10 protein-coding genes and 1 pseudogene are annotated in these 13179 nt (G+C 68.1%); 5 read left to right on the top strand and 6 right to left on the bottom strand.

What is annotated here, in order from left to right; translation table 11 throughout:
- The first annotated feature begins 8 nt into the window (after positions 1-8).
- Entirely contained in the window at positions 9-476 is a 468-nt protein-coding gene (locus tag PHLH3_RS04355; protein ID WP_173178466.1) for a YbaK/EbsC family protein, read from the top strand.
- Positions 477-610: 134 nt separating this feature from the next.
- On the opposite strand, the pseudogene PHLH3_RS04350 reads toward PHLH3_RS04355, so the two are convergent.
- The 5 genes and pseudogenes from PHLH3_RS04350 to PHLH3_RS04330 form a co-directional block, all read right to left on the bottom strand.
- A pseudogene (locus PHLH3_RS04350) lies at positions 611-907 on the bottom strand (YceK/YidQ family lipoprotein); the annotation flags it as partial.
- A complete protein-coding gene (gene ubiX / locus PHLH3_RS04345) occupies positions 900-1532 on the bottom strand; it encodes a flavin prenyltransferase UbiX (protein WP_173178464.1) in 633 nt (210 codons plus the stop codon). The pseudogene PHLH3_RS04350 and the gene ubiX, both read right to left, overlap by 8 nt.
- Positions 1533-1542: 10 nt before the next feature.
- Complete coding sequence (mpl, locus tag PHLH3_RS04340) at positions 1543-2895, bottom strand: UDP-N-acetylmuramate:L-alanyl-gamma-D-glutamyl-meso-diaminopimelate ligase (protein ID WP_213628348.1); 1353 nt, start codon at positions 2893-2895, stop codon at positions 1543-1545.
- A gap of 172 nt (positions 2896-3067) precedes the next feature.
- Positions 3068-4285, bottom strand: coding sequence for a glycosyltransferase family 4 protein (locus tag PHLH3_RS04335; RefSeq protein WP_213628347.1), 1218 nt, complete (start codon positions 4283-4285; stop codon positions 3068-3070).
- Positions 4286-4456: 171 nt separating this feature from the next.
- The gene (locus tag PHLH3_RS04330; protein WP_213628346.1) at positions 4457-5335 is read right to left on the bottom strand and encodes a LysR substrate-binding domain-containing protein; all 879 of its coding nucleotides are present in this window, start codon (positions 5333-5335) and stop codon (positions 4457-4459) included.
- A gap of 120 nt (positions 5336-5455) precedes the next feature.
- On the opposite strand from PHLH3_RS04330, the gene PHLH3_RS04325 reads away from it, so the two are divergent.
- The 3 genes from PHLH3_RS04325 (at position 5456) to phnX (ending at position 9043) form a co-directional block, all read left to right on the top strand.
- Complete coding sequence (locus PHLH3_RS04325) at positions 5456-6625, top strand: 2-aminoethylphosphonate--pyruvate transaminase (protein WP_213628345.1); 1170 nt, start codon at positions 5456-5458, stop codon at positions 6623-6625.
- A gap of 220 nt (positions 6626-6845) precedes the next feature.
- Positions 6846-8192 (top strand): MFS transporter, encoded by a 1347-nt coding sequence (locus PHLH3_RS04320; protein WP_213628344.1) that lies wholly within the window; start codon positions 6846-6848, stop codon positions 8190-8192.
- Positions 8193-8215: 23 nt separating this feature from the next.
- Positions 8216-9043 (top strand): phosphonoacetaldehyde hydrolase, encoded by an 828-nt coding sequence (gene phnX, locus PHLH3_RS04315; RefSeq protein ID WP_213628343.1) that lies wholly within the window; start codon positions 8216-8218, stop codon positions 9041-9043.
- Positions 9044-9247: 204 nt separating this feature from the next.
- On the opposite strand, the gene PHLH3_RS04310 is transcribed toward phnX, so the two are convergent.
- Positions 9248-11149 carry a sigma-54-dependent Fis family transcriptional regulator gene (locus PHLH3_RS04310; protein WP_213628342.1) on the bottom strand — a complete coding sequence of 634 codons (1902 nt, stop codon included), beginning with the start codon at positions 11147-11149 and terminating at the stop codon, positions 9248-9250.
- A 317-nt stretch (positions 11150-11466) separates the two neighbouring features.
- Here PHLH3_RS04310 and PHLH3_RS04305 point away from each other — a divergent pair, with 317 nt between their 5' ends.
- Positions 11467-12987: an aldehyde dehydrogenase family protein gene (locus tag PHLH3_RS04305; RefSeq protein WP_213628341.1), complete on the top strand. Its 1521-nt coding sequence runs from the start codon at positions 11467-11469 to the stop codon at positions 12985-12987.
- The last annotated feature ends 192 nt before the right edge of the window (positions 12988-13179 follow it).

Raw genomic sequence — 13179 nt, 5'->3', positions numbered from 1 at the left:
GAGACTTCATGAGCCTCGAATCCGTTCGCGCCTTCCTCGCCGAGAAGGCTCCCGAACTCACCATCATCGAACTGGAAACCAGCACCGCCACCGTCGCCCTCGCCGCCGAGGCCCACGGTGTCGAACCGGGGCGCATCGCCAAGACCCTGGCCTTCCGCGTCGGCGAGCAGAACCTGCTGGTAGTGGCACGGGGGGATGCGCGCATCGACAACCGCAAGTTCAAGGAAGCCTTCGGCGCCAAGGCCAAGATGCTCGACGCCGAGACCGTGCAGGCACTGACCAGCCACCCCGTCGGCGGCGTCTGCCCCTTCGGCCTGGCGACCCCGCTGCCGGTCTATTGCGACCTGTCGCTGCAGGCCTTCGACGAAGTGGTCCCCGCCGCCGGCGCCATCCACAGCGCCGTGCGCATCGCCCCGCAGCACATGGCCGAACTGGTCGCCGCGCAATGGGTGGACGTCTGCCAGGAACCGGCTTGAGACCGAGCCCCCTGTGGGCTCACCTGTAGGGGCGAATTTATTCGCCAATCGGTCCGCAGGGCCGACCTGCGGACCTGTGTGTTGCGGATGCTGCGCATCCTTGGGCGAATGAATTCGCCCCAACAGAGCACCTCAATTCCCCCGGTCACGCCCAACCCGACGCCCAGCTCCGCCGCCACCGCGAAGGGCAGCAGCAAGGTCTCCAGCAACGCGCTGAACGGCAGGTCGAACGCCGCCCAGCCCGGCGCCTCGGCGCCGAAACGGTCCATGGGGCAGCAGCCGCCATTGAGGGAGTACCAATCCAGCCGGGTGCCGGAATAGATGATGGGCGCGCCGGGCTTGGCCGCGTCCAGGGTGCGCACGGCGGCGCAGCCCTGGAGCGCCAGCAGCAACGCAACGACGCCGAGGCGCAGAATCCGGCGCTCAGTCATCGCTGCTCTGCAGGTGGTGCTCACCCCAGCGCGGCAGCATGTCCTGGGGAATTTCCAGCAGGTTGAGGATGCGCGCCACCACGAAGTCCACCAGGTCATCGATGGTCTGCGGCTGGTGATAGAAGCCAGGGGATGCCGGCAGGATGATCGCGCCGAGGTTGGAGAGCTTGAGCATGTTCTCCAGGTGGATGCTGGAATACGGCGCCTCGCGGGGCACCAGGATCAGCTTGCGCCGCTCCTTCAACGCCACGTCCGCGGCGCGCTCGATCAGGTTGTTGCAGGCACCGGTGGCGATGGCCGAAAGCGTCCCGGTGGAACAGGGCACCACCACCATCGCCCCCGGCGCGCCGGACCCGGAAGCCGCCGGGGCCATCCAGTCCTCCTTGCCGTAGACGCGGATCTGCCCCGGTGCCGCGCCGGTGTACTCGTTGAGGAAGGCCTGCATCGACTGCGGCTTGGGCGGCAGGGTGACCTCGGTCTCGGTGGCCATCACCAGTTGCGCGGCCTTGGAGATGAGGAAGTGCACCTCGCGATCCTCTTGCACCAGGCAGTCCAGCAGGCGCAGGCCGTACTGGGCGCCGGAAGCACCGGTCATCGCCAGGGTGACGCGTTCGGGTCCGCTCATGTCGTCGTCCTCAGCCTTCCAGCGCCTTGGCCAGCTTGCCGTGCAGGCCGCCGAAACCGCCGTTGCTCATGATCACCACCTCGGTGCCCGGGCGTGCCTGGCCCTTGACCCGCTCGATGATCGCCTCCAGCGAATCGCAGACCACCGCCGGCACCGGGCAGGCGGCGGCCGTGGCGGCCAGGTCCCAGCCCAGGTTCGGCGGCGCGTACCAGATCACCTGGTCGGCCTGGGCCACGCTCTCCGGCAGGCCGTCGCGGTGGGCGCCGAGCTTCATGGAGTTGGAACGCGGCTCGATGATGGCGATCACCGGCGCCTCGCCCACGCGCTTGCGCAGGCCGTCGAGGGTGGTGGCGATGGCGGTGGGATGGTGGGCGAAGTCGTCGTAGATCGTCACGCCATTGATCTCGGCGACCTTCTCCATGCGCCGCTTCACGTTGCGGAAGGCGCTCAGCGCGGCGATGCCCAGTTCCGGCACCACGCCGACGTGGCGCGCGGCGGCGAGGGTCGCCAGGGCGTTGGCCACGTTGTGCTGGCCGGTCAGGCTCCATTCCACGGTGCCCTGCACCTTGCCGTCGAACCGCACCTCGAAGCGCGAACCGTCCTCGCTGAGCAGGCGCACCTGCCACTGGCCGCCTTCGCCGGTGGTCTCGACCTTCGTCCAGCAGCCCATCTCCAGCACCCGCTCCAGTGCCGGCTCGGTGGTGGGATGGATGATCAGCCCCTCGCCGGGGATGGTACGCACCAGGTGGTGGAACTGCCGCTCGATGGCCGCGAGGTCCGGGAAGATATCCGCGTGGTCGAATTCCAGGTTGTTGAGGATCGCCGTGCGCGGGCGGTAGTGGACGAACTTCGAGCGCTTGTCGAAGAAGGCGCTGTCGTACTCGTCCGCCTCCACCACGAAGAACGGCGTGCCGCCCAGGCGCGCGGAGATGCCGAAATTCTGCGGCACCCCGCCGATGAGGAAGCCCGGGCTCATGCCCGCGTGCTCCAGCACCCAGGCCAGCATGCTGGTGGTGGTGGTCTTGCCGTGGGTGCCGGCCACCGCCATCACCCAGCGGCCCTGCAGCACATGGTCCGCCAGCCATTGCGGGCCGGAAACATAGGGCAGCCCCTTGTTCAGCACATGCTCAACCGCCGGGTTGCCCCGCGACAGGGCGTTGCCCACCACCACCAGGTCCGGCGCAGGGTCCAGGTGCGCGGGGTCGTAGCCCTGCATCAGCTCGATGCCCTGGGCCTCCAACTGGGTGCTCATGGGCGGGTAGACGTTGGCGTCGGAGCCGGTGACGCGATGGCCGAGTTCCTTGGCCAGCACCGCGAGCGAACCCATGAAGGTGCCGCAGATGCCGAGGATATGGATATGCATGGATGACCTCTGGAAACGGGCTGGGGGAGCCCGAAAAAAACTTGTCGCAGGTTAGCACAGCGACCCCGCCCGGAGCCCGGCCCTGCGGCATATGTAGAGGGCCGGACGGCGGTTTCATTCCCCGGGACGCACGGAGAATTCGAGGCGATGCCCTGCAAGTGGGCCCCCTTGTTCAGGCGGGAGCCATGACCTCGTCAAGGCCCAGCACCTTCAGGTAGCCGGCGACACCGTCGTCGGTCGAATAACCCCGTGCGCTGGCCGCCGCCTGCTGCCTCAGGGCCCGGAAGCGCTCGGGCTCGGCCAGGGCCGCCAGGGCCTTCTCGGCGATCCGCTCGGTATCGAAGAAATCCACCAGCAGGCCGTTGCGCCCATCCTCGATCACCTCGCGCACCGGCGCCGTGTCCGAGCCGATGACCAGGCAGCCGCTGGCCATGGCCTCCAGCAGGGACCAGGACAGGACGAAGGGGTAGGTCAGGTAGATGTGCGCGGCGGAAACCTGCAGCACCCGCTTGTAAATGGCATAGGGCACCTTGCCGAGGAAGTGCACCCGCTGCAGGTCGACCGGGTTCTCCGCCAGCAGCTTGCTGCGCCAGTTGGCGGCGCCCCTGGGCCGGCTGCCGTAGCTGACCTCATCGCCCCCGACCACCACCACCTGGCAGGTCGGGTGCGCCGCGAGGATGCGCGGCAAGGCCCGCATGAAGCTATGGAAGCCCCGGTAGGGCTCGAGGTTGCGCGCCACATAAGTGAGGATCGGCTGCCCGGCCTTCAGCACCCGGCCGTCGGGCAGTTGCAGGCTCGCCTCGGGATCGGCGCCCAGCCCGGCGATATCGATGCCCTCGTGGATCACCCGCATTCCCTCGCGGTAAGCCGCAGGGTGAACGCTGCGCTGCCAGCGCGTCGGCGTTATGGCGAGGTCGCAGTTCTCCAGGTTGAGCAGATGCAGCGCATTGCGGCTGCGGATGCTCGCGGCGCCGTTGGTGTCGAGCGGAAACTCCGGGTCGAAGCCGGCATCGGCGCCGCGGGCCAGGTAGTAGTACTCGCAGAAATGGACCAGCCGCGCCGAGGGGAAGGCCTCCTTCACATACAGGCTCTCTCCCCAGCCGGGATGGGCCACCACCACATCCGGCCGGTAGCCCTTGCCCTTCAGGTCCAGCAGCAGGCGCAGCACCTGCTGGCCATGCAGCACGCCATCCTCGAAGGTGCGCACATAAGGGTGCGTCTGCGCACTCGCCTTGCGGTGCGGCTTGTAGCGCAACAACCGCACACCCGGCAGGCCAGGCGCCTGCTCGCGACCGATGGCCAGGACCTCGACATCGTCCCGCTTCGCCAGGTGAGCCGCGAGATGACGGAACTGGCCAGGGAAATTCTGGTGAATGAACAGCACGCGCATCCCGCCGCAACTCCTTTTGCAGGTCTTCCATGGCTGTCACTCCTCGGGTTTGCCCAGGCGAGAAGCGGCAGAAGATCATGGCACTACGCCACAAGCGAAGGATGAACCGGGAGAGGGGAGCAAGGAAAGCGGGCCGCGTGATGCGGCTCACGAATGGGTGATCAATAGAAATCAGGACGTAGCGCCCTTGATCCCCACCACCTCCAAAAACGCCCCCATCACCCGCCTCGCCCCCTGCTCCTTCAAACACACCAGCGTCTCGGTCATGCGTGGTTCGAAGTCGAGGATCGGCAGCACGTGCACGCCGCGGCTGGAACCGAGTTCGGCGGCGGAGACGATGCCGACGCCGAGGCCGGCGACGACCATCTCGAACACCGCTTCGCGGCCTTCCACCTCGATGGCGGTGCGGGTTTCGAGGTGCAGGCGGTGCATCTCGTCTTCCAGCATCTGCCGGGTCATGGAGCCCTGTTCGCGCAGCACCAGCGGCGTCTGGTGCAGGTCGGCGAGGTGGATGGAGTCGCGCCCTGCCCAGGGGTGGGCGTCGGCGACGAAGGCCACCAGCGGGCCGCTGCTGAGCACGTGGGCGATCAGGCGTTCGTCGTCCACCGGGCGGCCGAGCACGGCGAAGTCGGCCTGGTAGTCGAACAGCCGGCGCAGGGATTCGTCGCTGTTGCCGGTCACCAGGCTGACGCGGATGCCCGGGTAGCGCTCGCAGAAGCGCGCGATGTAGGGCAGTAGGTGCATGGGCGCGTCCACCGCCAGGATCAGGCTGCCGCTCTGCAGGGCGCGGGAGCTGGTGAGCAGTTCCTCGGCCTCGCGCTCGGCGGCGAACAGCCGCTGGGTGATGGCCAGCAGGCGCTCGCCCAGTTCGGTGAGCTGCACCGAGCGCTTGTTGCGGTTGAACAACAGCACGCCGAAGCGTTCCTCCAGCTTGCGCACCTGGTCGGAAACCGCCGGCTGGCTGAGGCACAGCTGCTCCGCCGCGCGGGTGAAGTTGCCGTGCACCGCCACGGCGTGGAAGGCCTTGAGTTGCGCCTGGGAAACCGACATCGCCCCTCCGATAAATAAGCTCTGCTTGTCAGTGAAATACCATAAATCGATTTCATTTATTAACCACGAATTGGTCTGATCGACGCCAGCCCCGCCCACCCGCATCTGCTGGAGACGATCATGAGCCACGCCGAATTCCCCGCATCGCATACGCCCCTCGCCGCGCCGGTACAGGGCGAGCCCTACCTGCTGACCCCCGGCCCGCTGACCACCTCGCGCACCACCAAGGAGGCCATGCTGCGCGACTGGGGCTCGTGGGACGCCGACTTCAACCGCGTCACCGCCGAGATCCGCCAGCAGCTGCTGGCCATGGCCGGGGTGGCCGACGACAGCTACGTCTGCGTGCCCCTGCAGGGCAGCGGAACCTTCTCGGTGGAAGCGGCCCTGGCCACCGCCATCCCCCGCGACGGCAAGGCGCTGATCCTGATGAACGGCGCCTACGGCCAGCGCGCCGCCAAGACCCTGGACTACCTGGGCCGCGCCCATGTCGCGCTGGACAAGGGCGACTACCTGCCGCCGCAGCCGGACGAGGTCGATGCGCTGCTGCGCGCCCATCCCGAGGTGACCACCGTGTTCCTGGTCCATTGCGAGACCAGCTCCGGCATCCTCAACCCCCTGCGTGAGCTGGCGGCCGTGGTGAAGGCCCATGGCAAGCGCCTGATCGTCGACGCCATGAGCTCCTTCGGCGCAGTGCCGCTGACAGTGGACGAGGTGCCGTTCGATGTCCTGGTGTCCTCGGCCAACAAATGCATCGAGGGCATCCCCGGTTTCGGCTTCGTGATCATCCGCCGCGACCTGCTGGAGGAGTCCGCCGGCCGCGCCCACTCCCTGAGCCTCGACCTGCTGGAGCAGTGGCGCTACATGGAGCGCACCGGCCAGTGGCGCTTCACCCCGCCCACCCACAGCGTGGTGGCCTTCCACGCGGCGCTGGAACAGCACGCGGCCGAGGGCGGCGTGCAGGGCCGCCTGGCGCGCTACACGCGCAACCGCGACGTGCTGGTGGCCGGCATGCGCGAGCTGGGCTTCGAGACGCTGCTGGAGGACCGCTGGCTGTCGCCCATCATCACCACCTTCTTCAGCCCCGAGCACCCGGCCTTCGAGTTCAAGCGCTTCTACGACGAGCTCAAGGCCCGCCAGTTCGTCATCTACCCCGGCAAGCTGACCCAGGCCGAGAGCTTCCGCATCGGCTGCATCGGCCAGATCGACGAGCCCATCGTCCGCCAGCTGCTGCGCGCCATCGCCGAGTCCCTCCAGGCGATGGGCGTGACCCTCGAGAAAACGGCGGCCTGACCCGCCCCCTTGGGCCGCCCGCCTACCCGAGCGGGCGGCCTCTTTTTCCGCGTCAGCCGGCCACGCCGGCGAGGAGCCCGCCCACCCGAGACGATCAGCACCATGCCTGACGCACGGCCTCTGCCCTTCTGACCAGGCCAGGCGTTTAGACAGCCAGGAAGTACCAAGAACAACAACAGCCTCCCTCACGCACTGTCGCCAACCCACAGGGGTCAGAACCATGAACAACGCTGCAGGTGTCTTCCAGCACGGGTGGAAATCCATCCACCGCTGGCGTGTACAGATCTTCCTCATCACCTGGCTGGCCTATGCCGCCTTCTACTTCACCCGCAAGGCCTTCTCGGTGGCCAAGCTGGGCATCGGCGAAGACGTCGATTTCGAGCTCGACAAGTCGGCGATGGCCAACCTCGATGCGCTCTATCTCACCGCCTACGCCATCGGCCAGTTCACCTGGGGCATCTTCGCCGACCGCTTCGGCCCCCGCGTGATCGTCTTCGGCGGCCTGCTGGTCTCCGCGCTCGCCGCGCTGGCCATGGGCACCTTCGCCACCCTGCCGATCTTCGCCACCTGCATGGTGATCCAGGGCCTGGCGCAGTCCACCGGCTGGAGCGGGCTGTGCAAGAACATCGGCTGCTTCTTCGCCACCCGCGAGCGCGGCCGGGTGCTGGGCTACTGGAGCACCTGCTACGCCTTCGGCGGCCTGGTCTCCACGCCTTTCGCCGGCTGGTGGGCGTACCAGGTGTTCGGCGACTGGCGCGCGGCCTTCGTCTCCAGCGCGGCGGTGGTGCTGGTGGTGGCGGTGCTGTTCTGGCTGCTGCAGCGCAACCGCCCCGAGGATGTGGGGCTGGAGCCGGTCGAGGTGGAAGTGAAGACCTCGCGCGAGCTGAAGATCGAGCGCGACAGCCACTGGGTCTCGCTGCGCAAGATCATGGGCAACCGCACGGTGCTGGTCCTCGGCCTCGCCTACTTCCTGCTCAAGCCGGCGCGCTACGCGATCCTGCTGTGGGGCCCGATGATGGTCTACGAGCGCATGCCCGCCGTGGGCAAGGTCGCCTCCGCCATCGTGCCCACCGCCTTCGAGGTGGCCGGGCTGGTGGGGCCGATCCTCATCGGCATCGCCTCCGACCGCTGGTTCGGCGCGCGGCGCATGCCCGCCTGCGTCATCAGCCTGGTGGCGCTGACCCTGTGCCTGGGGCTGTTCGTGCCCGCGATGCAGAGCGGCAGCCTGTACCTGGTGGTCGGCCTGCTGTTCATGATGGGCCTGACCCTCTACGGCCCCGACTCGATGATCAGCAGCTCCGCCGCCATCGACTTCGGCACCACCGAAGCGGCCGGCACCGCCGCCGGCTTCGTCAACGGCTGTGGCTCGGTCGGCGCCATCCTCGGCGGCCTGCTGCCGGGCTACTTCGACACCACCACCGTGTTCATCGGCTTCACCGTCGCGGCCCTGCTCGCCAGCCTGATGCTGGTGCCGTTCTGGAACAGCCGGCCCAAGACCCTGAAGGTCCTCGACGGGCTCATCCCCTCCCCCACCCATGACGGCCAGCCCCTCGGCACCCGCACCTGACTTCCCCCCCAAGGAGACACCCCATGAACTACCAGCACCCCACCCAACTGCAAGCCGCCATCCTCGACTGGGCCGGCACCGTGGTCGACTTCGGCTCCTTCGCGCCGACGCAGATCTTCGTCGAGGCCTTCGCCGAGTTCGGCGTCGCCGTCAGCCTGGAGGAAGCCCGGGGCCCGATGGGCATGGGCAAGTGGGACCACATCCGCACCCTGTGCGACATCCCCGCCATCGCCGAGCGCTACCGCGCCGCCTTCGGCCGCCTGCCCACGGACGAGGACGTCACCGCGATCTACGAGCGCTTCATGCCCCTGCAGATCGAGAAGATCGCCCTGCACTCGGCGCTGATCCCCGGCGCCCTGGAGGCCATCGCCAGCCTGCGTGGCAAGGGGCTTAGGATCGGCTCCTGCTCCGGCTACCCGGCAGCGGTGATGGCCAAGGTGGTGGAGCTGGCGGAGAAGAACGGCTACGTCGCCGACCATGTGGTGGCCACGGACGAAGTACCCAACGGCCGCCCGCACCCGGCCCAGGCGCTGGCCAACGTCATCGCCCTGGGCATCAGCGACGTGGCCGCCTGCGTGAAGGTGGACGACACCTGGCCGGGCATCCTCGAAGGCCGCAGCGCCGGCATGTGGACCGTCGCCCTGACCTGCTCCGGCAACGCCCTGGGCCTGACCTGGGAACAGTTCAAGGCGCTGCCTGCCGGCCAGCTGGACCAGGAACGCGCGCGCATCGCCCAGCAGTTCGAAGGCGCCCGCCCGCACTACCTCATCGACACCATCGCCGACCTGCCGAAGGTGATCGACGACATCAACGCGCGGCTCAAGCGTGGGGAGATGCCCCAGGGCGCATGACGAAACCCGAGGGGCACCCTGTAGGGCTGTAGGGGCGACTTCAGTCGCCAGGCAGCCCGCAGGGCTGCCCCGACTCGGTGCCACAGACAGCGTCGCCTGGTGGATGAAAAGAGCGTTATCCACCCTGCACCCGGTCGGATCGCGCAATGAACGAACCCGCCAATCGGCGGGTTCTTCATGTACGGCGGGCGACTGAAGTCGCCCCTACAGGCTGCGCGTCTCGATCGAGTGCTTGCGCAGCTTGCGGTACAGGGTGTTGCGGCTGATGCCGAGTTGCTCCGCCGTGCGGGTCATGTGCCAGCGCTGGCTTTCCAGGGCGGCGAGCAAGGCGCTGCGCTCGGCATCTTCCAGCGGGTGCGCCATGCATTCGGCAATGGGGGCGGGCTCGGCGGCACGGCGCAGCTCGGCAGGCAGGTCGCCGAGGCGGATGCGGCCGTCCTCGCACAGCGCCGCCAGGGTGCGCAGCACATTGCGCAGCTGGCGCACGTTGCCCGGCCAGGCGTAGTCGAGCAGCGCCTGGCGCGCGTCCTGTTCCAGGCGGATGGCCTGGCCGCGCGCTTCCTCGTCCAGCAGGTGGTCGAGCAGCTCGGGGCGGTCGCTGCGCTCGCGCAGGGGCGGCAGGTCGATCACCAGGCCATTGAGGCGGTAATAGAGGTCTTCGCGGAAGCTGCCATCGGCCACGCGAGCCCCCAGCTCACGGTGGGTGGCGCTGATGATGCGCACGTCCACGGCCTGGGCCTCGCCGCCGATGGGCACCACCTGGCGCTCCTCCAGCACGCGCAACAGGCGGGTCTGCAAGGCCAGGGGCATGTCGCCGATTTCATCGAGGAACAGGGTGCCGCCGTCGGCCTGCTGCAGCTTGCCGCGCATGCCTTCCTTGCGCGCGCCGGTGAAGCTGCCGCCGCGATAGCCGAAAAGCTCGCTCTCGATCAGGGATTCCGGGATGGCCGCGCAGTTGAGCGCGACGAAAGGCCGTTCGGCGCGGGAGCTGGCCAGGTGCACGGCCTTGGCAAAGGCCTCCTTGCCGGAGCCGGTCTCGCCGTTGACCAGCAACGGCACGTCGCGCTCGTACACCTTGAGTGCGCGACGGAAGTCGGCGGCCAGTAACGGGTCGCCCAGGCACAGGCCGGGCACGGCGGGTTTCGCCCGGGGCGGCACCACCTGCGGCAGCACGCGGGGCTGGCCACGCAGCACGGCATGCAGCGCGCGGCCATTGCGTGCACGCAGCGGCCAGCTGGCGGCGGGCTGCGGCTGGGCACGGCCGAGCAGGTCGTCCAGGCGGCAGTCGAAGAAGGCTTCCACGCTCTGCCCCAGCAGGCGCTCGCGGGAGCTGTCGAGCAGGTTGATGGCGCTCTGGTTCACCGCACGGATGCGCCCTTCACCGTCGAAGGCCATCAACCCCTCGCTGAACAGGCCGACGTACTCGGCCTGCAAATGGAAGCGCAGCAGCCATTCACCCTCGAAGCGGCGCAGGAAGTAGCAGCTCTCGATCATCTTCGCCGAGAGGTTGACCAGCGCCATGGTGTGGAACTGGCTCTGCCGCGAGACGGCGTGGCGCGCGGACGACACGTCGAGCACCGCCAGCAGGTCGCCCTGCGGGTCGAACACCGGGCTGGCGGAACAGGTGAGGCCGGTGTGGCGGCTGCGGAAGTGCTCGTCCTGGTGGATGGTCAGCGCCTGGCGCTCGATCACGCAGGTGCCGATGCCGTTGGTGCCCTCGCGGGCCTCGCTCCAGTCGGCGCCCAGCCAGAGGCCGGCACGCTCGAAGGCCTGGCGTTCGGCAGCGGCGGTCACGCAGTTGAGGATCACGCCCCGGGCGTCGGTGAGCAGCACCGCATGGCCGGCACCGGAGAGCTGGTGGTAGAGGCTGCTCATCTCGCCACTGGCGATTTCCAGCACCTGCTGCATGCCTTCGCGGCATTCGAGCATGCGCGCATGCTCCAGCACGGTCGGCGCCATGGGCAGGGCCGGGTCGAGGTGGTAGTCCTCCAGGCAACGCAGCCAGGAGCGAGCGATGGAAGGATCGGCGGCGGGCCCGCTGGACTGGGCCTTGCCTTGCGCCACGGTCAGCACTTGCCGAGCGTGGCGGCTCAGGTGGTCGTGCATTCTTGTCGTTCTCCATTGCGGGCTTGCGGGAGGCAGCCCGTGCCCTGGTGGGCACCCGCATCGCCGCAGCATCCACCAGCGCAGGCGGCTTTGCAATCGCCGGATGACCCACCGGTCAATGGCTGTACCGGATGCGTGACAGACTGTCACCCGCCCCGTACCAGGCATGCGACAGCGCCCTTCGGCCAGCCGTTCCCCACAACGCCAGGAGCCTTGTCCCACGCGGCTTCCACCGGCCTGGCCCGGCCCTTGCTCTATGCTGATCAAAGCGCTTCGGCGCCAACTCCCCAATAAGCACAAGAGCCAGGAGATAGACCATGCGTTACGCCCAACCCGGAACCCCCGGCGCCATCGTTTCCTTCAAGGCCCGCTACGGCAACTACATCGGTGGCGAGTTCGTCCCGCCGGTCAACGGCCAGTACTTCACCAACACCTCGCCGGTGAACGGCCAGCCCATCGCCGAATTCCCCCGCTCCGACGCCGCCGACATCGACAAGGCCCTCGACGCCGCCCACGCCGCCGCCGACGCCTGGGGCAAGACCTCCGTGCAGGAGCGCTCGCTGATCCTGCTGAAGATCGCCGACCGCATCGAAGCCAACCTGGAACTGCTCGCCGTCACCGAGACCTGGGACAACGGCAAGGCCGTGCGCGAGACGCTGAACGCCGACATCCCCCTGGCCGCCGACCACTTCCGCTACTTCGCCGGCTGCATCCGCGCCCAGGAAGGCGGCGCCGCCGAGATCAACGAGAACACCGTCGCCTACCACATCCACGAGCCGCTGGGCGTGGTCGGGCAGATCATCCCGTGGAACTTCCCGCTGCTGATGGCCGCCTGGAAGCTGGCCCCGGCCCTGGCCGCCGGCAACTGCGTGGTGCTCAAGCCGGCGGAACAGACGCCCCTGGGCATCAGCGTGCTGCTGGAGCTGATCGGCGACCTGCTGCCGCCCGGCGTGCTCAACGTGGTACAGGGCTTCGGCAAGGAAGCGGGCGAGGCGCTGGCCACCAGCAAGCGCATCGCCAAGATCGCCTTCACCGGCTCCACCCCGGTGGGCTCGCACATCCTCAAGTGCGCCGCCGCCAACATCATCCCCTCCACCGTGGAGCTGGGCGGCAAGAGCCCGAACATCTACTTCGAAGACATCATGCAGGCCGAGCCGGCCTTCATCGAGAAGGCCGCCGAAGGCCTGGTGCTGGCCTTCTTCAACCAGGGCGAGGTGTGCACCTGCCCGTCCCGCGCCCTGGTGCAGGAATCCATCTACCCGGCGTTCATGGCCGAGGTGATGAAGAAGGTGAAGGCCATCAAGCGTGGCGACCCGCTGGACACCGACACCATGGTCGGCGCCCAGGCCTCCGAGCAGCAGTACGACAAGATCCTCAGCTACCTGGACATCGCCCAGCAGGAAGGCGCGGAAGTGCTCACCGGCGGCGGTGTCGAGAAGCTCGAAGGCAACCTGGCGACCGGCTACTACATCCAGCCGACGCTGCTCAAGGGCAACAACAAGATGCGCGTGTTCCAGGAAGAGATCTTCGGCCCGGTGGTCGGCGTCACCACCTTCAAGGACGAGGCGGAAGCCCTGGCGATCGCCAACGACACCGAGTTCGGCCTCGGCGCCGGCCTGTGGACCCGCGACATCAACCGCGCCTACCGCATGGGCCGTGGCATCAAGGCCGGCCGCGTGTGGACCAACTGCTACCACCTGTACCCGGCCCACGCCGCCTTCGGTGGCTACAAGAAATCCGGCGTCGGCCGCGAGACCCACAAGATGATGCTCGACCACTACCAGCAGACCAAGAACCTGCTGGTGAGCTACGACATCAACCCCCTGGGCTTCTTCTGAGGAAAACTCTCCTGGCCAGCTGCGCAGCTCGCATGGCCAGGAGAGGCCCCTTGTAGAACCGGGAGCGGGCGCCAGTCAGGCGGTGCCCGCTCCGCTCCACCCTTGCTCCATCCGACTACAACAACAAGAAACGGTGAACTCCATGTGCATCACGCCTCGCTGCTGCCCGCAGTCGGTGGTCCGTGCCCGCTC

Origin of the sequence: Pseudomonas sp. Pc102, assembly GCF_018408275.1 — a bacterium.
Classification (GTDB): Bacteria; Pseudomonadota; Gammaproteobacteria; order Pseudomonadales; family Pseudomonadaceae; genus Metapseudomonas; species Metapseudomonas tohonis.
Note: the sequence above shows the minus strand (reverse complement) of the source record. Positions and strands in the feature narration are given on the sequence as shown.

Coding starts and splice junctions, on each gene's coding strand:
- PHLH3_RS04355 (WP_173178466.1), top strand. CDS start 9: ATGAGCCTCGAATCCGTTCGCGCCTTCCTCGCCGAGAAGGCTCCCGAA.
- ubiX (WP_173178464.1), bottom strand. CDS start 1,532: ATGAGCGGACCCGAACGCGTCACCCTGGCGATGACCGGTGCTTCCGGC.
- mpl (WP_213628348.1), bottom strand. CDS start 2,895: ATGCATATCCATATCCTCGGCATCTGCGGCACCTTCATGGGTTCGCTC.
- PHLH3_RS04335 (WP_213628347.1), bottom strand. CDS start 4,285: ATGCGCGTGCTGTTCATTCACCAGAATTTCCCTGGCCAGTTCCGTCAT.
- PHLH3_RS04330 (WP_213628346.1), bottom strand. CDS start 5,335: ATGTCGGTTTCCCAGGCGCAACTCAAGGCCTTCCACGCCGTGGCGGTG.
- PHLH3_RS04325 (WP_213628345.1), top strand. CDS start 5,456: ATGAGCCACGCCGAATTCCCCGCATCGCATACGCCCCTCGCCGCGCCG.
- PHLH3_RS04320 (WP_213628344.1), top strand. CDS start 6,846: ATGAACAACGCTGCAGGTGTCTTCCAGCACGGGTGGAAATCCATCCAC.
- phnX (WP_213628343.1), top strand. CDS start 8,216: ATGAACTACCAGCACCCCACCCAACTGCAAGCCGCCATCCTCGACTGG.
- PHLH3_RS04310 (WP_213628342.1), bottom strand. CDS start 11,149: ATGCACGACCACCTGAGCCGCCACGCTCGGCAAGTGCTGACCGTGGCG.
- PHLH3_RS04305 (WP_213628341.1), top strand. CDS start 11,467: ATGCGTTACGCCCAACCCGGAACCCCCGGCGCCATCGTTTCCTTCAAG.